This window comes from Collimonas arenae (assembly GCF_000786695.1).
GTDB classification, from domain to species: domain Bacteria; phylum Pseudomonadota; class Gammaproteobacteria; order Burkholderiales; family Burkholderiaceae_D; genus Collimonas; species Collimonas arenae_A.
Window position 1 is genome coordinate 2248195 of the sequence record NZ_CP009962.1, and the last position, 19520, is coordinate 2267714.

General features: G+C 56.7%; 19 protein-coding genes. 9 read left to right on the forward strand and 10 right to left on the reverse strand.

Translation table 11 applies throughout. The features are described 5' to 3' along the window. Positions 1-86 precede the first annotated feature (86 nt). On the reverse strand, positions 87-305 hold the full coding sequence (locus tag LT85_RS10105) for a hypothetical protein (RefSeq protein WP_038488120.1): 219 nt from the start codon (positions 303-305) through the stop codon (positions 87-89). A 226-nt stretch (positions 306-531) separates the two neighbouring features. On the opposite strand from LT85_RS10105, the gene LT85_RS10110 reads away from it, so the two are divergent. Next, positions 532-1566 carry a class I fructose-bisphosphate aldolase gene (locus LT85_RS10110; RefSeq protein ID WP_038488123.1) on the forward strand — a complete coding sequence of 345 codons (1035 nt, stop codon included), beginning with the start codon at positions 532-534 and terminating at the stop codon, positions 1564-1566. 57 nt (positions 1567-1623) lie between these two features. Here LT85_RS10110 and LT85_RS10115 read toward each other — a convergent pair whose 3' ends face one another. The 6 genes from LT85_RS10115 to LT85_RS10140 form a co-directional block, all read right to left on the reverse strand. Continuing rightward, complete coding sequence (locus LT85_RS10115) at positions 1624-2844, reverse strand: 6-phosphofructokinase (protein WP_038488126.1); 1221 nt, start codon at positions 2842-2844, stop codon at positions 1624-1626. 131 nt (positions 2845-2975) lie between these two features. Further along, positions 2976-4082, reverse strand: a complete 1107-nt coding sequence (locus LT85_RS10120; protein WP_038488129.1) for a substrate-binding domain-containing protein — start codon at positions 4080-4082, stop codon at positions 2976-2978. A gap of 407 nt (positions 4083-4489) precedes the next feature. Then, complete coding sequence (locus LT85_RS10125; RefSeq protein WP_038488132.1) at positions 4490-6283, reverse strand: GspE/PulE family protein; 1794 nt, start codon at positions 6281-6283, stop codon at positions 4490-4492. Positions 6284-6322: 39 nt separating this feature from the next. Continuing rightward, positions 6323-7174 (reverse strand): spermidine synthase, encoded by an 852-nt coding sequence (locus LT85_RS10130; protein ID WP_038488134.1) that lies wholly within the window; start codon positions 7172-7174, stop codon positions 6323-6325. Positions 7175-7314: 140 nt separating this feature from the next. Continuing rightward, positions 7315-7626: a hypothetical protein gene (locus LT85_RS10135; protein ID WP_052135029.1), complete on the reverse strand. Its 312-nt coding sequence runs from the start codon at positions 7624-7626 to the stop codon at positions 7315-7317. 250 nt (positions 7627-7876) lie between these two features. Then, on the reverse strand, positions 7877-8365 hold the full coding sequence (locus tag LT85_RS10140) for a DNA-deoxyinosine glycosylase (RefSeq protein WP_038488137.1): 489 nt from the start codon (positions 8363-8365) through the stop codon (positions 7877-7879). Positions 8366-8540: 175 nt separating this feature from the next. Between LT85_RS10140 and LT85_RS10145 the strand changes: the two genes are divergently transcribed. Then, positions 8541-9290 (forward strand): SDR family oxidoreductase, encoded by a 750-nt coding sequence (locus LT85_RS10145; protein WP_038488140.1) that lies wholly within the window; start codon positions 8541-8543, stop codon positions 9288-9290. Positions 9291-9533: 243 nt separating this feature from the next. After that, positions 9534-9989, forward strand: coding sequence for a glycine zipper 2TM domain-containing protein (locus tag LT85_RS10150; RefSeq protein ID WP_038488143.1), 456 nt, complete (start codon positions 9534-9536; stop codon positions 9987-9989). A 134-nt stretch (positions 9990-10123) separates the two neighbouring features. Here the strand turns inward: LT85_RS10150 and LT85_RS10155 are convergent, their stop codons facing one another. Next, a complete protein-coding gene (locus tag LT85_RS10155; RefSeq protein ID WP_038488146.1) occupies positions 10124-10705 on the reverse strand; it encodes a helix-turn-helix domain-containing protein in 582 nt (193 codons plus the stop codon). Between the two features lie 132 nt (positions 10706-10837). On the opposite strand from LT85_RS10155, the gene kbl reads away from it, so the two are divergent. Further along, complete coding sequence (gene kbl, locus LT85_RS10160; protein WP_038488149.1) at positions 10838-12067, forward strand: glycine C-acetyltransferase; 1230 nt, start codon at positions 10838-10840, stop codon at positions 12065-12067. Between the two features lie 23 nt (positions 12068-12090). Then, a complete protein-coding gene (locus LT85_RS10165; RefSeq protein ID WP_038488152.1) occupies positions 12091-13047 on the forward strand; it encodes an NAD-dependent epimerase/dehydratase family protein in 957 nt (318 codons plus the stop codon). Positions 13048-13238: 191 nt separating this feature from the next. Here the strand turns inward: LT85_RS10165 and htpG are convergent, their stop codons facing one another. Both htpG and LT85_RS10175 read right to left on the reverse strand, forming a co-directional pair. Beyond that, on the reverse strand, positions 13239-15152 hold the full coding sequence (gene htpG, locus LT85_RS10170) for a molecular chaperone HtpG (RefSeq protein WP_038488155.1): 1914 nt from the start codon (positions 15150-15152) through the stop codon (positions 13239-13241). A 183-nt stretch (positions 15153-15335) separates the two neighbouring features. Further along, positions 15336-16802, reverse strand: coding sequence for a PLP-dependent aminotransferase family protein (locus tag LT85_RS10175; protein ID WP_038488165.1), 1467 nt, complete (start codon positions 16800-16802; stop codon positions 15336-15338). 137 nt (positions 16803-16939) lie between these two features. Between LT85_RS10175 and LT85_RS25365 the strand changes: the two genes are divergently transcribed. The 4 genes from LT85_RS25365 to LT85_RS10195 all read left to right on the forward strand — a co-directional run bounded on the left by LT85_RS25365 (position 16940) and on the right by LT85_RS10195 (position 19416). Then, a complete protein-coding gene (locus LT85_RS25365; protein WP_052135032.1) occupies positions 16940-17260 on the forward strand; it encodes a DUF2917 domain-containing protein in 321 nt (106 codons plus the stop codon). Continuing rightward, positions 17260-17853, forward strand: coding sequence for a LysE family translocator (locus LT85_RS10185; protein WP_038495777.1), 594 nt, complete (start codon positions 17260-17262; stop codon positions 17851-17853). The genes LT85_RS25365 and LT85_RS10185 overlap by 1 nt, the downstream gene beginning before the upstream one ends. 39 nt (positions 17854-17892) lie before the next feature. After that, positions 17893-18771 carry a DMT family transporter gene (locus LT85_RS10190; protein ID WP_038488168.1) on the forward strand — a complete coding sequence of 293 codons (879 nt, stop codon included), beginning with the start codon at positions 17893-17895 and terminating at the stop codon, positions 18769-18771. A 186-nt stretch (positions 18772-18957) separates the two neighbouring features. Continuing rightward, the gene (locus tag LT85_RS10195) at positions 18958-19416 is read left to right on the forward strand and encodes a RidA family protein (protein ID WP_038488171.1); all 459 of its coding nucleotides are present in this window, start codon (positions 18958-18960) and stop codon (positions 19414-19416) included. The last annotated feature ends 104 nt before the right edge of the window (positions 19417-19520 follow it).

Sequence of the window (19520 nt, forward strand, 5' to 3'; positions counted from 1 at the left end):
ATCGCTTGCGCAGAATGGCAAGCTGGCGGCCAGATATCTGGCCGTAGGCGAGGTAAGTGCGTCAAATCTTGCCGGCTGCCGGCAATTTAGCGTCTGCCGGCCGCGTTGCCAATGATGCCGCCGACCGCTGCGCCGCCGACCGTACCCAGCGCACTGCCACCGGTCAGCACGGCGCCGCCGATTGCGCCAACACCAGCGCCAATTGCAGTATCCTGACCGCGTCTGGACATGCCGTTGCATGCGCTCAAGCCGAGCGCCATGATCAAGGTAATCGCGCTGACTGCGAGTTTTTGCGTTGTTTTCATTAGCGGACCTCTTTGTCAACATATCCAGGTTATAGGGAAAGAATTACCCTCAGATTTCCAAAGTAGTCTCACCAATGCACTTCGTCAGTGCGATAGCGAACATAAGCCGCTGTCTTGTTTGAAATCCATTGGAAAATTTTAGGTTGGTTGCCACGACAATGCATTCGTGGCAGCATATTCAACGTAACTTCTCGTCGTTCGCAGTCATCACCGGGAGTATCAGGAAATGAATATCGACGAACTAACATCAGTCGCGCGGGCTATCGTGACGGGCCAAAAAGGGATTCTTGCCGCAGATGAAAGCGGACCGACGATCAAGAAGCGCTTTGACGCAATCAAGCTGGAATGCAGCGAAGAAAATCGCCGCCGCTATCGTGAAATATTGTTTACCGCCGAAGGGGTCGAGCGCTATCTCGGCGGAGTTATTCTCTACGATGAAACGCTGCGGCAAAGCACTGCCGACGGTGTTCCTTTTGCAGAATTGCTAATGCGCCGCAATATTATTCCCGGCATCAAGGTTGACGGCGGCGCCAAGCCGCTGGCTTTGCATCCGGGCGAGAAAGTCACCGAAGGACTGGACGGATTGCGCGAGCGTTTGCAGGAATATAAGCAATTGGGGGCGAAGTTTGCGAAATGGCGCGGCGTCATCGAGATTGACGCCGCTGATATTCCCAGTAGCTACGGTATCCGTGCTAACGCCCATGCCCTGGCGCGTTATGCTGCCTTGTGCCAGGAAGCCGGCATCGTTCCGATCGTCGAGCCGGAAGTTTTGATGGATGGCGCGCACGATCTGGCGCGTTGTGAGACGGTAAGCTTACAGGTATTGCAAACGGTGTTTGATGAACTGGCAGCCCACGGCGTTGCGTTGGAGGGCATGTTGTTGAAACCGAACATGGTCATTGCAGGTATGAAGTCTCCGCAGCAGGCTGATGTGCGCCAGGTTGCGGAAGCCACGATGCGGTGCCTGACACGGCATGTACCCCCAGCGATGCCAGGCATCGTCTTTCTCTCGGGCGGGCAAAGTGCAGAGGATGCCACTCACCATCTCAATGCAATGAATCAGCTTGGCCCGTTTCCATGGCAGGTCAGTTTTTCCTATGGCAGGGCGCTACAGGCGCCGGTGCTGGAGAGATGGCAAGGCGTGGAGCAGAACGTGGCGGAAGCGCAAAAGATATTACTGCGGCGTTGTGAATTGAATAGTCTGGCATGTGCGGGAAAATACGATAGCGGCATGGAGAGCAGTGCTTTTTCTCCGCCGTAAATTGCAGACAAGCCCGCAGGCGGGCTTGTCTCTGCGTCTGAACTTGTTGTTGCCGACTCAGCCTGCCTTATTGCGCAGCTTGGCCACCGCTTCGGCTCGTAAGCGGAAGCTGTCCGGCATTCCCGATCCTAGCAGCGGCCGCAGGTACTGGTGAAAGGCTTCGGTGACGTCGGTGCCGCTGGCGGCAATCAATTCATCTTCCATGACACGGGTTTTTCCCGCCACCACGTCTAGCGCCATCAATTCGTAGTTGACTGAATATGATCCGCTGCGCTTGATGGCGACCGTGCCGTTGTGTGCTTTTTGCACGGCGAACTGCAACGCCTTCTCGCCGACTTCGCGTGCTTCACGCTGGTCCACATCAGATACGCATCCGGCAAACGAGCGTTGCAGGTAACCGAAGGTATCGCCGCGCACGCGCTTGATGTGCAGCTTCGACTTGATTTCCTCGCATAACAGATCCGCCAGCGCGCCATTGCCGGACAACTGCACGTTGCCGTGGTCGTCGCGCTCGATGGTTTCGGCGAGCAGACTGGCGATCGGCGTTCCGGATTCGTCGTGTATGCCTTCGGAAACGGCAATCACGCAGCGCCCCAGGCGTTGATAGACTTCTTTCACATCGGCCAGGAATTTTTCCAGCACAAAGCTGCGCTCCGGAAGGTAGATCAAGTGTGGTCCATCGTCCGAAAATTTTCTGGCCAGGGCCGATGCGGCTGTCAGGAAGCCGGCATGGCGCCCCATCACCACGCCGACATAGACGCCGGGCAGGGACGCATTGTCCAGGTTGGCGCCAGCAAAGGCCTGCGCCACGAAGCGTGCCGCCGATGGAAATCCCGGCGTATGGTCGTTGCCAACCAGATCGTTATCGATGGTCTTGGGGATATGAATGCAGCGTAGCGGGAAGGCTAGCTTCTCTGCTTCCAGGCTAAGGATGCGCAGCGTATCGGAGGAGTCATTGCCGCCGATATAGAAAAAATGATTGATCTGGTGCGACTGCAATACCTGGATGATTTCCTGGCAATACTTGAGATCGGGTTTGTCGCGCGTCGATCCTAGCGCGGAAGACGGCGTGTTCGCCACCAGTTCCAGGTTGTGGCTGGTTTCCTGCGCCAGGTCGAGAAAATCTTCATTGACGATGCCGCGCACGCCATTGCGCGCGCCGTAGACCAGGTCAACATCGCGCACGCCGCGCGCAGCCAGCACCACGCCCACCAGCGATTGATTGATTACTGCAGTGGGGCCGCCGCCTTGGGCGATAAGGATTCGTCTGGATTGCATTTGCCTGCTCCTTGGACCGTCGTTGTATGGGCTGCCACCGGATGATTCTACCCCGATCGTGCGTTTATGGCGCAGCCCGGATCAGACCGCGTCGGTCCGATCCGCAATCCAGCTACTGCGTCGCCGGGACCTTATCTGCCCCAGATTTTTTTATACTCGGCGCGATAGCCGTTGTTCGGTTCAAAGGTGTTTTTGTCGCCGCCATGAAAAGCGATGTTCTGTTCGGTAACCAGATAGGCGGGCGTTGTGTAGGCGCTGGCCTTTTCGCCCGAAAACGCGCGATTCAGTTCGTCGACGATCTGCCAGCCTTGCTGGCCGAACGGTTCCGGCACCGTGGCGATCTGCTGGCGCTTGTTGCGGATGCGCTGATAGGCAGATTCAGAACCTTCGCCGGCCGACAGCGTCTGGATCTTGTTGTTGGCAAGGATAGCCGTCGATGCCGGCGCAGCCAGCAGGTCAAGATAACTGTCGTTGACGCCGATGATGTAGGTCCATTTCTTTCCGAAACGTTGCTGCAGCGATGTCAGTAGCGCTGGCATCTTGTCGGCGGAGGTGGTAATCGGCAAGGCTTCCACGCTGAGCAGGCTGCAGGTCCGGCATTGCTTAATGACCGCCGCCACTTCATTTGATTTTGCCTGCGAATACAGGCTGGCCGGATCGGTGAGGACGACGACGCCCGCCTTGCCGTTCGAGTCGACCACGCCAAGCAGGGCGGCGATCAGCGCTTCTTCCTTGGGATCTGCCGTGACATTGGAAAACAGACCGTCGCTTGGCCCAATCCTGGTTGATGCATGCCAGCCCACTACCGGGACATTTTGTGCGTTGGCCGCGTTCATTTCCTTGGGCTGTTCGTTGGCATCGATACCAGCCAGCACGATGCCATTGGGTTTCAGTGCGAGGGCGCGGCTGAAGGCCTCCGCGTGTTTGCTGTCCACTCCCCAGCAATCGATAGTGAAGACATCCCAGCCGGCGACCGCGGCCGCTTCCTGTACCCCCTTGGAAACCCGCAAGACACTATTGTTTTTGAGATTCGAGGCGATGACGACGATGAGTTTTTTCTGTGCCGCGATCTTGGGCCCTGTGGTGGGACCGTCCCAGTTGTTTTTGAAAGCCATGGCCTTGGCGATTTTTGCGTTGGCCCGGTTCAAGAACGTGGTTGGATCTTCCTGTGCGAATGCTGAAGTGATGAGACCGAATACAAGTGCTACCGTTACAAAATTAAAATTTGTAATTTTCATTATTTTTTTATCCGGATTTTGACTGCGTGTGGTCGGAGCGGATTTTTCCCGCCTGTTTTCTTTTGCAAATTAATGCAAATTATTATTTGACAACAACTCCCTTTATGACAAAGCAACCATCTCCCTGAGCCACCGCCGATGCTGCTTTCCAGTAAATCTGTCTCCTGCAGAAAGAGCCTCGGATTTGGCGTGCCTTAGCTTACGCAAAGGTTAAATAATTGTCTATTGGAAATCAATCGCCAGCCTCTTGTAAAGCATTTTTTAAGCCAGTAACGCAATGGGTTTGTCTGCCGCGGCGCAGCAATCCGGAGTCGGCGCGGCGCTGGCCGCAAGATGCACAAAAGGGCTACCCGCCGCTATGGCAGGTAGCCCTTTTAAGGAGTTTGCGATCCAGGAAAAACGGTGGTTCAGGTCAACGCCGAAGTCACTTTCAATACTTCCTCGACGGTGGTGACGCCTTCCAGGACTTTCAATGCACCAGCAAGTCGCAAAGGTTTCATGCCGTCGGCGATACTTTGCTTTTTCAGTGCATGGATATCGGTTTCGGCCTGGATCATTTTGGAGAACGGCTGAGTGATGGTCAGCAGTTCGTACAAGCCGGTGCGTCCACGGTAGCCGGTCTGGCGGCACTCGGGACAGCCGACCGGGTGGTACACCGTGGCCGGCTTGGGCAGGTTCCAGGTTTCAACCAGCGTCGCCCAGACATCGTCGGCGACCTGGCCGTCGGGGCTTTTGCAAAAACTGCACAGGGTGCGCACCAGGCGTTGCGCCATGATGCCGATCAATGTGGTTTCCAGCAGATAGTAGGGTACGCCCAGTTCCAGCAGTCGCATCACGGCCGACGGCGCGTCGTTGGTGTGCAGCGTGGATAGCACCAGATGGCCGGTAAGGGCGGCCTGGATCGCCATTTCGGCGGTTTCCAGATCGCGGATTTCGCCCACCATGATGATGTCCGGATCCTGCCGCATCAAAGCCCGCACGCCATCGGCAAACGTCAGGTCGATGCCGTGGCTGACTTGCATCTGGTTGAACGATGCTTCCACCATTTCGATCGGATCTTCCACCGAGCAGACATTGACTTCGGAAGTGGCCAGCGCCTTGAGCGTGGTGTACAGCGTGGTGGTCTTGCCGGAGCCGGTTGGCCCTGTCACCAGGATGATGCCGTGCGGGCGTTTGGTCAGGGCATCCCAGCGCAAGGCGTCGTCGGTCGGGAAGCCAAGCTCAGGCAAGGTTTTGACCACGACTTCCGGATCGAAAATCCGCATCACCAGTTTTTCGCCGAAAGCGGTAGGCAAAGTCGACAGGCGCAACTCGATTTCCTGGCCGCCGGCGGTGCGGGTCTTGATGCGGCCATCTTGCGGCCGACGCTTTTCAATGACATCCATCCGTCCCAACAGCTTGATGCGCGCGGTCATGGCGATCATGACTACCGCCGGCACCTGGTACACCTGATGCAAAACGCCGTCGATGCGGAAGCGGATCGCGCTGAAATCACGCTTGGGTTCCATATGGATATCCGAAGCGCGTTGCTCAAACGCGTACTGCCAGAGCCAGTCGACGATGTTGACGATGTGCTGGTCGTTGGCGTCGACCTGTTTGTTGGTTTTGCCGAGTTCGACCAGCTGCTCGAAATTATTCCGCAGCGCCAGTTCCTGGCCGCCTGATTTATGCGCGCTCTTGATCGATTTTGCGAGGGTGAAAAACTGTGTGATGTATTGCGTGATGTCGAGCGGATTGGCAATCACCAGGCGGATATTGCGGCGTGTGATCTTGGCGATTTCCGCCTGCCATTCGACGCGGAACGGTTCGGCGGTGGCGATCACCAGATCGGTGGCGCTCAGTTCGACCGGCAGGATATTGAAGCGCGTCGCATAGCTGGCGGACATGACGTCGGCTACCTTGGCGAAATCGATCTTGAGCGGATCGATCCGGTAGAACGGCATGTGAACCTGGCGCGCCAGCCATTCGGTCAGCCATTCCAGCGTAATGGCCCGGTGCGGGGGAAGCATCGAATTCCGCTTGCATTGGGCAACGGCGCTGAGCGGATGAATCGCGACCGGAGCGTTGCGGAAAATCCCTTGGGCCTGGGTATAAAAAGCTTTTACCTCGTTCCTGTCGACCGTGCCGTCGTTCAACAGCCAGGTAAAAATCTGCTGCAGGTCAAGTACTTTGGGCGGTGCATTGTTCATTGCTATAGACATAGGGATTGGTTAGGCCAGTATGATGTTTAGCGTAGTCGCTTACTGTGGCGAATGCCAGGCCTTGAGGCCATTGACCCACGATTTGGCCGGCAGCTTGGTGGCAGCGGTGATTTCTGCCGCACGTTCGTACCAGGCGCTGAAATCGACTTGCGGCGCGTTCTTGAATGCGATGGCGATGACATTGCCTTCGTGGACTTCTGGCAGGCACCAGACTTCGTCGAAGGCAAACATCATGGCTTTCAGGTTCTTGGCGTAACTGGGGTGGTCGCCGAACAGGTTGACAGTCATGATGCCGTCGTCTGTCAGGCAAGCCGCGCAGGCGCTGTAAAACTCGGGCGTGTCCAGCACCGGGCCGCGCGCAGTGGCGTCGTACAAGTCAACCTGCAAGGCGTCAATGCTGCCGTGATTCACCGGATCCAGCACGAAATCCATGGCGTCCATTTCGAACACGGACAGCCGTTCGTCGTCGGGCGGCAACTTGAACATGGAGGCGCAAATCGCCAGCACAGAAGGATTCAGTTCAATTGCCGTCACCCGTGCGGCGGGAAACTGGCGATAGCTGAATTTGGTCAGTGCTGCCGTGCCCAGGCCCAGTTGCACAATGTGTTGCGGCTCCGGATTGAACAGCATCCACGCCATCATTTGCTGGGCGTATTCCAGTTCGGGCCAGTCCGGCTTGCGCAGTCGCATGGCGCCTTGCACCCATTCCGTACCGAAGTGCAGATAACGCACCCCATCCTGTTCGGACAGGGTGACAGGGGCGAATTTCGGTTTGCGCGGAGGTTTTTGTGTGTCTTTTTTTGCAACGTCGGCACGCTTGGCTGCGCCGGTTTTGCGCGGGCCGTCCATACGGTTGGCGTCGGCTTCTATGGATTTGCGTTTGATCAGCATCAGGTAATTATTCGGGCAAAAAGTAGGCAGATAATAATGTAGGGCAATGATACCGCGCTACGGCTGCAAATTTGGCCTAAATGTTACTAAACCAGATAGCTAAGCCCGAGACCAAACACCGGTAACCAAATGCTGTCTGCTCAATCCCGGTTTCCCCAGCCCGGACGTTGCCGGTCCCTGCAGCCGATGAACATTGATTTTTTGCGCGCATCGCGGCCGGGACTGCGATCCTGGTCGTAGACGAAATAGCCGTTGCGGCCGCAAAGCTCTGCGGCTTTCTTGTAGCAGGCGCGCCAGGATTGTTCTGCATCGGTGCATTCGACCAGGAAGGCGTCGCGGCCGTCCGGGCCGTCGATGCGTTCGGAGGTCGCGCAGCCACCGAGCGCCAGCAGCAGGGGCAGGCTCAGCGAGGCCAGACGATATGGCGAGAAAGGCGAAGGCAGTCTTTTCATGTGTTTTCCGCGATCCTCTTGATTAAAGACTGAGGCCAAGGGAAACGCAGGCGGACAGCGTTGTGAGCAAAGCCACGGCGAAAACCGTGCGTAAAAATTGCTTGGACAGTGGTGACATGGTCATTCCTTGAGAGATCAGAGTCGCCAATTCTAGAGAGCCGGCGCGATTCAAGGTTTGTCGAATTGTGGGGAAAGTGTGCGTACTTTGTAATGTGCTAGCCGCATATTGACGATGCGTGCTTCATCTGGATCAGCGCTCTTGCAGCGTGATCCAGGCCGCCCGCTTTTCCGCGTAAGGTTTGGTATAGGCAGGGCTGCTGGAAGGCAGCAGAACGATACGATAGCGTCCGGCCTGTTCTCCCAGTTCCTTTAAACCTAGTCTGGCGGCAGTGCCGCCATTGAAGGCGATGGTCCGCAGTTGCGGAAGCGTGGCGACCAGGCTCGGCAGATCGTTCTGCACATGGTCGCGGATATTGCTGTCCAGGCTGCCATCGCGGTGCGCTTCGGCCACCACATCCCACAAGCCGATGCCGTGCTCCAGCAACGTTTGCAAGCGCTGCGCATAAGGCAGCCCCGGTAAATCGATGCTGATGACTTCCGCCAGCAGTTTCCAGAACCTGTTTTGCGGATGTGCGTAATACTCGCTATGCGCCAAGGACTTTGCGCCCGGCAGGCTGCCGAGGATGAGTGTGCGGACTTGTTGATCGATGACCGGCGGGAAGCTGCGCTTGCGATTCATTGTTCTGATAAAACGTGATGAGATATTTGCCGGGAGAGCACAACGCTGGCGGTTGGCGCCGGTCAGCACGCTGTTGCTCGAAGTCTGATTATAATCCGCGAGATGGGAAGGCTGGCGATAACCGTCATATGGTGCGCGCCGCTTTTCTCAAAACGCATAAAAGAGGAGCAAACCTATGTCGAAACCAGTCATGATCATTACTGGCGGCAGTCGCGGCATCGGCGCCGCTACCGCTCATCTTGCCGCTGCGCGCGGCTATGCCGTGTGCGTCAACTATGTGCATAACCGCAGTGCCGCCGAGTCGGTGGTGGCCGCGATACGCGGTACTGGCGGCGAAGCGCTGGCGGTGGCTGGCGATGTCGCTTCCGAAGCCGATGTGATGACGCTGTTTCAGACTGTCGACAGTCAATTGGGCAGGGTGACGGCCCTGGTCAACAACGCCGGTATCCTGGAGCGCCAGATGCGTGTGGAAGACATGGATGCAGCGCGTTTGCAGCGCGTCTTGACCACAAATGTCATTGGCAGTTTCCTGTGCGCGCGTGAGGCGGTACGGCGCATGTCCACCCGCTTCGGTGGCCAGGGCGGCGCTATCGTCAACTTGTCGTCGATGGCGGCCAAGCTTGGCGGTCCGGGTGAATATGTCGACTACGCCGCTTCCAAAGGCGCCATCGATGCAATGACGGTCGGCTTGGCTAAAGAGGTCGCCGATCAAGGGATTCGCGTCAACGCAGTCCGGCCAGGTGTCATATACACTGAGATACATGCCAGCGGCGGCGAGCCCGGCCGCGTCGACCGGGTGAAAGATACCGTGCCGATGCGGCGCGGCGGCAGCGCCGAGGAGGTGGCGCGAGCCGTCTTGTGGCTGTTGTCGGATGAAGCGTCGTATTCGACAGGTACATTTGTCGATGTTGCGGGCGGGCGCTGAGGCAGCTTTATTGCGAATGATAAAACCAAGCTTGTAAGCTGATTTTTTAACGAAATAGTGGTCTTTTTTTAAAAATTGATAAAATGCGCATTATTGGTAAATAATCCAAACAAGTTTCACTGTTGCAAAAAGTATCTGTGCTGCAATATAACTGACTCGGCAACCCCTCTGCTGGTGCGCTAATCGAGTAGGTTATGGGCGGCAATTTTTATGTAAAAGCAATTTACGATGGAGTTATCAAGAATGAAGAATCTGATGGTAGTAGCCGCATTGGTGGCGTTGAGCGGTTGTGCAGTAACCCCGAACTCGGCAAACGTCTATAGCAGCCGTCAGGCGCAGGGCGAGCAGTCGGTGCGCATGGCGGTGGTGGACTCGGTGCGTCCGGTCACCATTGACAAGAATCGCGGCGACAATGGCGCCGGCACCCTAGCTGGCGGTGCGCTCGGCGCGGTTGCCGCCGGCTCCCTCATTGGCAAGGGTAATGGCTCGTTGGCGGCCGGCGTGGTCGGCGCGGTATTGGGCGGCATCGCGGGAAATCAAGTGGAAAACAACCTGAACCAGCGTCCGGGCCTGGAAATTACCGTGCGCCTGAGCAATGGTGAACTGCGCGCAATTACCCAGGATGCTGACGAACAGTTCAATGTCGGCGACCGCGTGCGTCTGCTGTCTTCTGGCGGCGTTACCCGCGTCACGCATTAATTTGCTGTTTTAATTGCTGAAGCGGACGGTAGCCCAGGTTACCGTCTATATAGGCCAAGGGCCGGAACGGTGATCGCGATCGCCGTTCCGGCCTTTTTGTTGACTGCGCGCTAACATTGTTGATTAGGTTGGATTCATGGTCCGTTATGGATCACTACCAGCAAGGCCGTGGCGGTACTTTTTCCGACATTCTTGATGTAGTGAGGGCGGTCAGCCGCATATCTTGCGGTTTCACCAACCTTGATTTTCGTCAAATTGGTTCCACTCTGGACTTCCAATATACCGGACAAGACAGTCAGATGCTCACGCGAAGCCGGCTCGTGCGCTTCCGAATCGAGGCAGCCGCCTGGCTGCAACGACAATTCATACCATTCAAACTGGCCCGCGAGTTCAATCGGACCAAGGATGCGCAACTCGCAATGGCCGTCCCGTGAGCGTAGGGAAGGCGTGGCATGGCTAGCCACGGTTTCAATCGATGCCGGGACCACCTGGTTGCCGTCTACCAGCAAGGAAATAGGTACGCCAAGCGCATTGGCCAGCCGCCACACCACGGCCACCGTCGGATTGGCCTGGTTACGCTCGATTTGCGACAGCATCGACTTCGATACACCGGCGCGTTTCGATAGCGCGTCCAGCGACAAGCCGTCAGCCTGGCGCAACTTCACGAGGGTATCGCCGACCTTTGGCGGGGTGTCTTCCAAAATTTTCTCAACCATGGTTTGTCCTGCCGCTTTTTTTCGCTGAATTGCTACGCATCTGGTTGACAGTCTTGTTGTTGTGCATTATCGTGGAATTTGTGTTCGATATATCGAATTAGAACAATATATTATATAAGATCGAGGCTCGCAATGACAGTCACGCAAGACAGCAGCACACATAGCGGTTCGCCGCAGTTCTATACCCATTTGCGCGAGGAGCTGACGGCGATTGAAGCTGCCGGCTTGCTGAAGTCCGAGCGCTTGATCCTGGGTCCTCAGGGTGGCAAGATCAACACCGAAAGTGGTGAATTGATCAATTTGTGCGCCAATAACTACCTCGGACTGTCTTCTCATCCGACACTGATCAAAGCTGCTCACGAAGCGCTGGATTCTCATGGTTTCGGTATGAGTTCGGTGCGTTTCATTTGCGGCACGCAAGATATCCACCGCGAACTTGAGCAGCGCCTGGCGACATTCCTTGGCACCGAGGATTGCATCCTGTATGCCGCAGCATTCGATGCCAACGGCGGTTTGTTCGAACCTTTGCTGGGGGAGCAGGACGCGATCATTAGCGATGCGCTGAATCACGCATCGATTATCGACGGCGTACGCTTGTGCAAGGCCAAACGCTATCGTTATGCGCATAACGACATGGAAGATCTGGAGCGTTGCCTGAAGCAAGCCAAGGCTGATAACGCACGCTTTTCCATGGTGTTCACCGATGGCGTGTTTTCGATGGACGGTACCGTGGCGCAGCTCGATGTGATCCGCCAGTTGTGCGACAAATACGGCGCATTGCTCGGCGTCGACGATTGCCATGCAACCGGGTTCATGGGTGCCAGAGGGCGCGGCACGCATGAAGCGCGCGGTATCTTCGGCAAGGTCGATGTGATTACCGGTACGCTGGGCAAAGCCCTGGGTGGCGCCAGCGGCGGCTTTACTGCCGGCCGGCGCGAAGTGATCGACCTGCTGCGTCAGCGTTCTCGGCCCTATCTGTTCTCGAATACCTTGATGCCAGCGATTGTCGGCGCCTCGATTGCAGCCCTCAATCTGCTGGAAGCCTCCACTGAATTGCGCGACCGCCTCGAGCGCAACACCGTCTACTTCCGTAAAGCCATTACCGAAGCCGGTTTTGAGATTAAGCCAGGCACCCATCCGATCGTACCGCTGATGGTGTACGACGCAGTGGTCGCGCAAAAACTGTCGCGCCGCCTGTATGAACTGGGCGTGTATGCGGTTGGTTTCTTCTATCCGGTGGTGCCGCAGGGGCAAGCACGGATCCGGGTGCAGATGTCTGCCGTCCACGATGAGGCGACATTGCAGCGCGCAGTGGGCATTTTCCGGCAAGCCGGCGAAGAGCTCGGTCTGGTAAAGAACTAAAGAGAAAAGTAGAAGAGACGAAGATGAAGAAAATATTGGTAATCGGTGCAAATGGACAGATCGGCACCGAACTGGCGACAGCGCTAGTCAAAGTGCATGGCGCCAAGCAGGTTGTGGCGAGCGATATCCAGCCTGCCGGGAAACATCCGGAATTGTCATATGAAACGCTGGATGTCACTGACGCCAAGCGTCTGGCTGAGGTAGTCCGCCAGCACGACATCGGCGAAATTTATCACTTGGCCGCGGCATTGTCGGCAAAGGGCGAGGAACATCCGGAGTGGGCCTGGAACCTCAACATGACAGGCCTGTTGAACGTACTGGAAGTGGCGCGCCAGGCCAAGTTGGCCAAGGTGTTCTGGCCTAGTTCTATCGCCGCATTCGGACCGTCGACGCCGCGCGACAATGCGCCGCAGATCGGTCCGATGGATCCCAAGACCGTCTACGGCATCTCGAAACTGGCGGGCGAACACTGGTGCACCTGGTACGCGGAGAAATACGGCATGGATATCCGTAGCCTGCGTTATCCGGGCCTGATCAGCTACTCCGCGGAACCGGGCGGCGGCACTACCGACTATGCAATCCAGGCGTTGTTTGCCGCTGCCGCCGGCAGCGACTTCACCAGTTTCCTGGATGCTGACAGCACGTTGCCGATGATGTACATGCCAGATGCCGTGCGCGCGACCATCGAGCTGATGAGTGCACCGAAAGAGAATCTCAAGACCCCCGGCTCCTACAACCTGGCGGCCTGGAGTTTTTCACCTGGTGAACTGGTGGCGATCATCAAGCAGCGTTGCGCATCGTTCGAGGCGACATACAAGCCTGATTTCCGTCAGGGGATCGCCGATGCCTGGCCGCGTTCGATTGACGACTCAAGCGCACGGCAAGACTGGGCCTGGGCGCCTGCCTACAGCTTGGTCGAAATGGTGGATGACATGCTGATGCACTTGGCGACGCGTAATCCGGTTACCCAGGCAGCGTGACAATTGCGGAGTATGCAGATGGGGATGAGTTATCACGTTGAGATGAAGGAAGCAGCATCCTGCTTCGAGTAAATCAATAAATCGACAAATCAACTAGTGACTTATAAAACCAAAGGGCTGGAAGACAACATTGTCTTCCAGCCCTTTTTTATGGATGGTCGAGATCGCCGTATGAGGCGATTCGCACGGTCTTACTTGCTGCTCATTCCCAACAGCATTTCATTCAAGCGCTTGACGAAGCCTGCTGGATCAGCCAGTGCGCCGCCTTCGGCCAGCAAGGCTTGATCAAACAGGATGTGCGACCAGTCGCCGAACTTGGTTTCTTCGTACTTCAGGCGCTGCACCAGCGGGTGATCCGGATTGATTTCCAGGATAGGCTTGGAGTCCGGCGCTTCCTGGCCGGCAGCCTTGAGCATGCGCAGCAAGTTACCCGACAGTTCGTTTTCATCGGCCACCAGACAGGCTGGCGAATCGGTCAGGCGGAAGGTGACGCGCACATCCTTGGCTTTATCGGCCAATGCACTCTTCATTTTCTCGACCAGGTCCTTGAACTGGGTTTCGGTTTCTTCATGCTGCTTCTTCTCTGCCTCGTCTTCCAGCGTACCGAGATCGAGACCGCCCTTGGCTACCGACGCCAGTTCCTTGCCTTCGAAGTCCTGCAGGAAGGACAGCATCCATTCGTCGACGCGGTCGGTCAGCAACAGTACTTCAACGCCTTTTTTGCGGAAGATTTCGAGATGAGGGCTGTTCTTGGCGGCGGCAAAGGTTTCACCGGTGGCGTAGTAGATCTTGTCCTGGCCTTCTTTCATGCGGCCGATGTAATCGGCGAAAGATACAGTCTGTGCATCGCCGTCATTGCTGGTCGAAGCAAAACGCAACAGTTTGGCGATGCGTTCCTTGTTGGTCGCATCTTCGCCGATACCTTCTTTCAACACCTGACCAAATTCTTTCCAGAAACTGGCGTATTTGTCCTTTTGCGCCTGGTCGTCGCTGTTCGCCAGTTCTTCCAGCAAACCCAGTACGCGCTTGGTCGAGCCTTCGCGGATCACGCGCACATCACGCGATTCTTGCAGGATTTCACGGGAGACGTTCAGCGGCAGGTCGCTGGAATCGATCACGCCCTTGACGAAGCGCAGGTAGACCGGCATCAGTTGCTCGGCGTCGTCCATGATGAAGACGCGTTTGACGTACAGCTTGATGCCGCCACGCTTGTTGCGGTCCCACAGGTCGAACGGAGCGCGGCTTGGCACATACAGCAACTGGGTGTATTCGCTGCGGCCTTCAACCCGGTTGTGGGTGTAGGTCAACGGCGCTTCGAAATCGTGCGAGACATGCTTGTAGAACTCGACATACTGCTCTTCGCTGATGTCGGATTTGCTGCGGGCCCACAGTGCGCTGGCCTGGTTCACAGTTTCGAATTCGTCCTTGACGACGGTTTCTTTCTTTTCTTCGTCCCATTCTTCTTTCTGCATCACGATCGGCAGCGAGATATGGTCGGAATATTTGCGAATGATGGATTTTAGCTTCCACGCCGACAGGTACTCGTCTTCACCTTCGCGCAGGTGCAGGGTGATGTCGGTGCCGCGCGAAGCCTTGTCGATGGCTTCGATGCTGAAGTCGCCGGCGCCGGTGGATTCCCAGCGCACGCCTTCAGTGGCGGTGGCGCCGGCACGGCGAGTGTCAACCGTGATCTTGTCGGCGATGATGAAGGCGGAGTAGAAGCCTACGCCGAACTGGCCGATTAGCGCCGCATCTTTTTGCTGGTCGCCGGACAGTTTTGAGAAGAATTCCTTGGTGCCGGACTTGGCGATAGTGCCGAGATGCGATATGGCTTCATCGCGGCTCATGCCGATGCCGTTGTCCGAAATCGTGATGGTGCGCGCGGCCTTGTCGAAAGCGACCTTGATCTTCAGTTCAGGATCGTTCTCGAACAGGGCGCCGTTGTTGATCGCTTCGAAGCGCAGCTTGTCGGCGGCATCGGATGCATTGGATACCAACTCGCGCAAGAAGATTTCCTTGTTGGAGTACAGCGAGTGGATCATCAATTGCAGCAGTTGCTTTACTTCTGCCTGAAAACCAAGGGTTTGCTTTTCGGATACGGCCATTGTTTCCTCTATTTATAAACGTAGAAAAAGTGATGTAAAAAAAATAAGGGCGGCGGATAGGCAAAATGTAAACATCGAACATGCTCTCATCCGCCTTGCCGCTTACGCCGGAGAATTGATCAAGAAATGGGGAGCAAACCGGATTTTACAAGAGCTGTATGTGAGTCGCCCTCGAAACTTGTCTTACTTGCCACATTCCTGTTCCAGAAAACGCCAGACCGCCGGATCAGACATCGCCGCGACGTTGACGCGCATCCGTGATGATGGCAACTGGCTGGGCGAGAACAGCGCGCCCGGCGCCAGCAGGTAACCCTCGGCCAAGGCCTTTTCAGCCATCACATTGGTGTCGCGTCCGGTATCGACCCAGACGAAGATGCCAGCCGGGGTGCTGATATCGACCGTCATGCCTATCCTCTCCATTTGCCGGATAGTACGGTTGCGCATGCCGTCGAGCTTGTTGCGCAGACGGTCGAGGTGCTTGCGGTAGTGGCCCTCGGACAGGATTTTGTAAATCACCCGCTCACCGATTTCGGCGCTGGTCAGGTTGGTCAGCATTTTACGGTCGGCGAAATGCTGCGCCAGTTCGAGCGAGGTAGCGATGAAGCCGGAGCGCAGATTGGGCGATAGCGTCTTGGAAAAGCCGCCCATATAGATCACGCGGTTGAGCTGGTCCAGCGAGGCGATGCGGGTCGCCGGTTGGACTGCGGAACCGGGATGCATGTCGCAATAAATGTCATCTTCGACAATCATGAAATCGTGTTCTTCGGCCAGCTTGAGAATCTGGAACGCCTTGGCGGCTGACAGCGAGGTCGAGGTCGGATTGTGCAGCACTGACACCAACACATACAGTTTGGGTTTGTGCAGCGCCGCCAGTTCTGCCAGCTTGGCCATATCCGGACCGTCGGCCAGGCGCGGCACGCCGACTACCTTGGCGCCCAGCGCGGCGAACGAGGCGAACATCAGGAACCAGGACGGATCATCGACAAGAATCACATCGCCGGGCTGGGTAAAGTGGCGCGCCACCAGATCGAGCGCCTGGGTGACGCCGGTGGTGGTGACGAACTGTTCCGGCGTCGCCGCGATTTCCAGCTCAGCCATTTTCAACTGTAGTTGCTTGCGTAGTGGCAAGAAACCTTGTGGCGTGCCGTAGGAAAGCAGTTGTGTCGGATTTTGCCGGCTGATGCCGCGCAAGGCGTTGGCGATCAGTTCGCCGTCCAGCCATTCGCTGGGGAACATGCCGGAGCCGGGCATGGTCGTGTTCGGCGCCTGCTGGTGCATATTGCGCACCAGCCAGACCACGTCGATCAGTTGCGGCTGCTTGTCGCTGGAGGCGTGGTTGCCGCGTTCGGCTAGCAACGGCGAACGCTCGCGTACATAGAAACCTGAACCGCGGCGCGATTCGAGGCAACCCTTGGCCACTAGCCGGTCGTAGGCTTCCACCACCGTGAAACGCGAGACGTTGTGGCTATCAGCAAATTGGCGGATGGATGGCATGCGGGCGCCGGTGCGTAGCAAGCGGTCGCTAATGCGGGTTTCGATACTGCGCACGATCTGTTCGACCAGCGAAGTGTCGCTATCGCGCGATAGTTGTTGCGGCGCGGACGGCAGTTGGCCGCTGCTCAGCTTGCGGGGAGGGATTGTGTTGGTCACTGTGCTGGTTTCTGTATTGGTGATTCGGCCGGGACAATGTCAGAAATTACTTGTTCAACTGTATTGGTACTGTATTGGTTTATTGGCTTAGCATAGACCTAAATCTTTAATGGTGCAAATCCGGAAGCGAGTCCACTATGCAAACGCTATTCAAGCAACAATCCCATACCTTGTCGGGCGGCAGTGTGCTGTCTGGCGTGACCGAGCAGCATGTAATCCTGAAGGTGGTCAGCGGCCGCGTCTGGGTGACTTTTGAAGGACAGCCTGAAGACCACTGGCTGCATGCCGGCCGTTCGCTGACCTTGCTGCCGGGCCGCATGGTAGTGGTGGAAGCCGATCCGGGCAACAGCCGCATCACGCTGACCGGACAGTCGCAACGCGGCGCCACCAGCTTGCTGCGTGCGGTGCTGGCACGGTTGCGCGGACCTGGTTTTCATCCTGCCACGAGCGTCTCATGATGCTGGAAGCGTTGTTGCCGCTGGCCGTATTCGCCTTCGTATCGTCGATTACGCCGGGGCCGAACAACATCATGCTGACCTCGTCCGGCATCATGTTCGGCTTCAATCGGACGATTCCGCACATGCTGGGCGTCACTTTCGGCTTTGGCGTGATGTTGGTGCTATGCGCCGCCGGCATCGGCAGCCTTGTGCTGGCGTTGCCGTCGATTCATGTCATCCTCAAAACCCTCGGCTCAGCTTACTTGCTGTATCTGGCATGGAAGCTGCGTAATATGTCTTTTAAATCCGAGGTGGAAAGCGGTCACAAGCCAATGACATTTTTTGGCGCAGCGGTGTTCCAGGCAGCAAATCCAAAAGCCTGGATCATGGCCATTACCAGCGCCTCGGCCTTCCTGCCGCCGCTGCAGCCGATCTGGTTGTCAATTGGCTTGTATTGCCTGATTTTCTCAGTGATCAACCTGCCATGCGTCGGTGTCTGGGCCGCGGCCGGCTCGGTATTGCGACGCTATCTGGCACAAGTCTTGTGGCAACGTATTTTTTGCGCGGTAATGGTGATGTTGACTATCTATTCAGCGGTCTCGATCTGGCTTTGATCACTATCCTTTTCGGCTAAAACACAGAGAGCAGGCGCCATGACAGACGAATCGAAGGGAATGTGGCTGGGGCTGGCGGGCGTTGCGATATTCAGTTTGACGCTGCCGTTTACGCGGATGGCTGTGGCGGAACTGAATCCGGTATTTGTCGCGTTCGGCCGGGCGGTAATCGCCGCACTGTGTTCGATATTGCTGCTGTGGAGAATGAAAGCTGTCAGGCCCACGACTGCGCAATGGAAGTCGCTGGCTATAACTGCGCTTGGCGTAGTGGTGGGTTTTCCTGTGTTTTCTTCGGTGGCAATGCGCTATGTACCCGCTGCACACGGCGCTATCGTTCTCGGCATCTTGCCGCTGGCGACTGCTATGTTCGCCGCCCTGCGTTTTGGCGAGCGGCCATCAACGGGTTTCTGGGTTGCGGCTATCGTCGGCAGTGCCATTGTTGTCATTTTTGCCTTGAGTCAGGACGGCGGCGGATTGCAGCTTGCCGATCTGGCGTTGCTGGCAGCGGTGGGGGCTGCAGCGATGGGTTATGCGGAAGGCGGTCGCCTGTCGCAAACCATGGGTGGCCAGCAAGTGATCGCCTGGGCGTTGCTGCTATCGTTGCCGCTGTTGCTGCCTATAACAATCTGGCTGGGCTGGCGCTATGGCGTCAGCGCTTCGCCCAAGGCCTGGCTGGGGTTTGCCTACGTTTCCTTGTTCTCGATGTTCATCGGTTTCTTCTTTTGGTACAAAGGGCTTGCGCTGGGCGGAATCGCCCGAGTTGGCCAAGTGCAACTGTTGCAGCCGTTCCTGACGTTGCTGGGCGCAGCGCTGCTCCTGGGCGAGGCGCTGGACGGGCGCAACATGCTGTTTGCGCTGGCGGTGCTGATTGTGGTCGGATTCGGTCGCAAAATGGCAGTGCGCCGTCAGCCAGCCTGACATTCCGATAAAAATAGGATGGCAAAATATAACGCCGTGCAGGTCGCCAACTTGGCCTGAGGGTGAGATAATTGTTGGCTTCCCGGGCCTGGAAACATGACTTGAGCCCGGTGTTATCCCATTTACCCTGTCATTGCTGCTGGCGTCACAAGCGTTGGCAAATGATTCCATTTTTCGGAGTATCAGATGTCTGTATATGAAAAGTTGCAAGCCCTGAATATCACACTGCCTGCCGTTGCTGCGCCTGCGGCTGCGTATGTGATGTATGCCCAAAGCGGCAACACGGTTTACCTGTCCGGTCATTTGTCGAAGAAAGACGGCAAGATCTGGGTAGGGCAACTGGGCAAGGACATCACTACCGAAGAAGCCAAGCAAGCCGCACGCGGCATTGCGGTTGATCTGATCGCCACCTTGCAAGCTGCTTGCGGCGGCGATCTGTTGCGCGTCAAACGCGTCGTCAAGCTGATGAGCCTGGTGAATTCAACGCCGGACTTTACAGAGCAGCACCTGGTCACTAACGGTGCCTCCGAACTGATCGGCGAAGTGTTTGGCGAGCAGGGCAAACATGCCCGTTCCGCATTCGGTGTGGCACAGCTGCCGTTGGGCGCCTGCGTAGAAATCGAAATGATTGCTGAAATCGAATAGTCCTCGCAGTTCTGGTAGCGCTAAAACGCTGCCAGCCCAGGAGACGGCAGATCATAAAAAATCACTAGGCGCGCCGCCATGGCGGCAGCCTTCCAGAATATAAG

What these genes read in the sequence shown, in the direction of transcription:
- LT85_RS10145 (WP_038488140.1), top strand. Translation starts at nt 8,541, where the DNA reads ATGTCGAAACCAGTCATGATCATTACTGGCGGCAGTCGCGGCATCGGC.
- LT85_RS10140 (WP_038488137.1), bottom strand. Translation starts at nt 8,365, where the DNA reads ATGAATCGCAAGCGCAGCTTCCCGCCGGTCATCGATCAACAAGTCCGC.
- htpG (WP_038488155.1), bottom strand. Translation starts at nt 15,152, where the DNA reads ATGGCCGTATCCGAAAAGCAAACCCTTGGTTTTCAGGCAGAAGTAAAG.
- kbl (WP_038488149.1), top strand. Translation starts at nt 10,838, where the DNA reads ATGACAGTCACGCAAGACAGCAGCACACATAGCGGTTCGCCGCAGTTC.
- LT85_RS10120 (WP_038488129.1), bottom strand. Translation starts at nt 4,082, where the DNA reads ATGAAAATTACAAATTTTAATTTTGTAACGGTAGCACTTGTATTCGGT.
- LT85_RS10150 (WP_038488143.1), top strand. Translation starts at nt 9,534, where the DNA reads ATGAAGAATCTGATGGTAGTAGCCGCATTGGTGGCGTTGAGCGGTTGT.
- LT85_RS10165 (WP_038488152.1), top strand. Translation starts at nt 12,091, where the DNA reads ATGAAGAAAATATTGGTAATCGGTGCAAATGGACAGATCGGCACCGAA.
- LT85_RS10155 (WP_038488146.1), bottom strand. Translation starts at nt 10,705, where the DNA reads ATGGTTGAGAAAATTTTGGAAGACACCCCGCCAAAGGTCGGCGATACC.
- LT85_RS10130 (WP_038488134.1), bottom strand. Translation starts at nt 7,174, where the DNA reads ATGCTGATCAAACGCAAATCCATAGAAGCCGACGCCAACCGTATGGAC.
- LT85_RS10125 (WP_038488132.1), bottom strand. Translation starts at nt 6,283, where the DNA reads ATGTCTATAGCAATGAACAATGCACCGCCCAAAGTACTTGACCTGCAG.
- LT85_RS10190 (WP_038488168.1), top strand. Translation starts at nt 17,893, where the DNA reads ATGACAGACGAATCGAAGGGAATGTGGCTGGGGCTGGCGGGCGTTGCG.
- LT85_RS10185 (WP_038495777.1), top strand. Translation starts at nt 17,260, where the DNA reads ATGCTGGAAGCGTTGTTGCCGCTGGCCGTATTCGCCTTCGTATCGTCG.
- LT85_RS25365 (WP_052135032.1), top strand. Translation starts at nt 16,940, where the DNA reads ATGCAAACGCTATTCAAGCAACAATCCCATACCTTGTCGGGCGGCAGT.
- LT85_RS10110 (WP_038488123.1), top strand. Translation starts at nt 532, where the DNA reads ATGAATATCGACGAACTAACATCAGTCGCGCGGGCTATCGTGACGGGC.
- LT85_RS10135 (WP_052135029.1), bottom strand. Translation starts at nt 7,626, where the DNA reads ATGAAAAGACTGCCTTCGCCTTTCTCGCCATATCGTCTGGCCTCGCTG.
- LT85_RS10115 (WP_038488126.1), bottom strand. Translation starts at nt 2,844, where the DNA reads ATGCAATCCAGACGAATCCTTATCGCCCAAGGCGGCGGCCCCACTGCA.
- LT85_RS10105 (WP_038488120.1), bottom strand. Translation starts at nt 305, where the DNA reads ATGAAAACAACGCAAAAACTCGCAGTCAGCGCGATTACCTTGATCATG.
- LT85_RS10195 (WP_038488171.1), top strand. Translation starts at nt 18,958, where the DNA reads ATGTCTGTATATGAAAAGTTGCAAGCCCTGAATATCACACTGCCTGCC.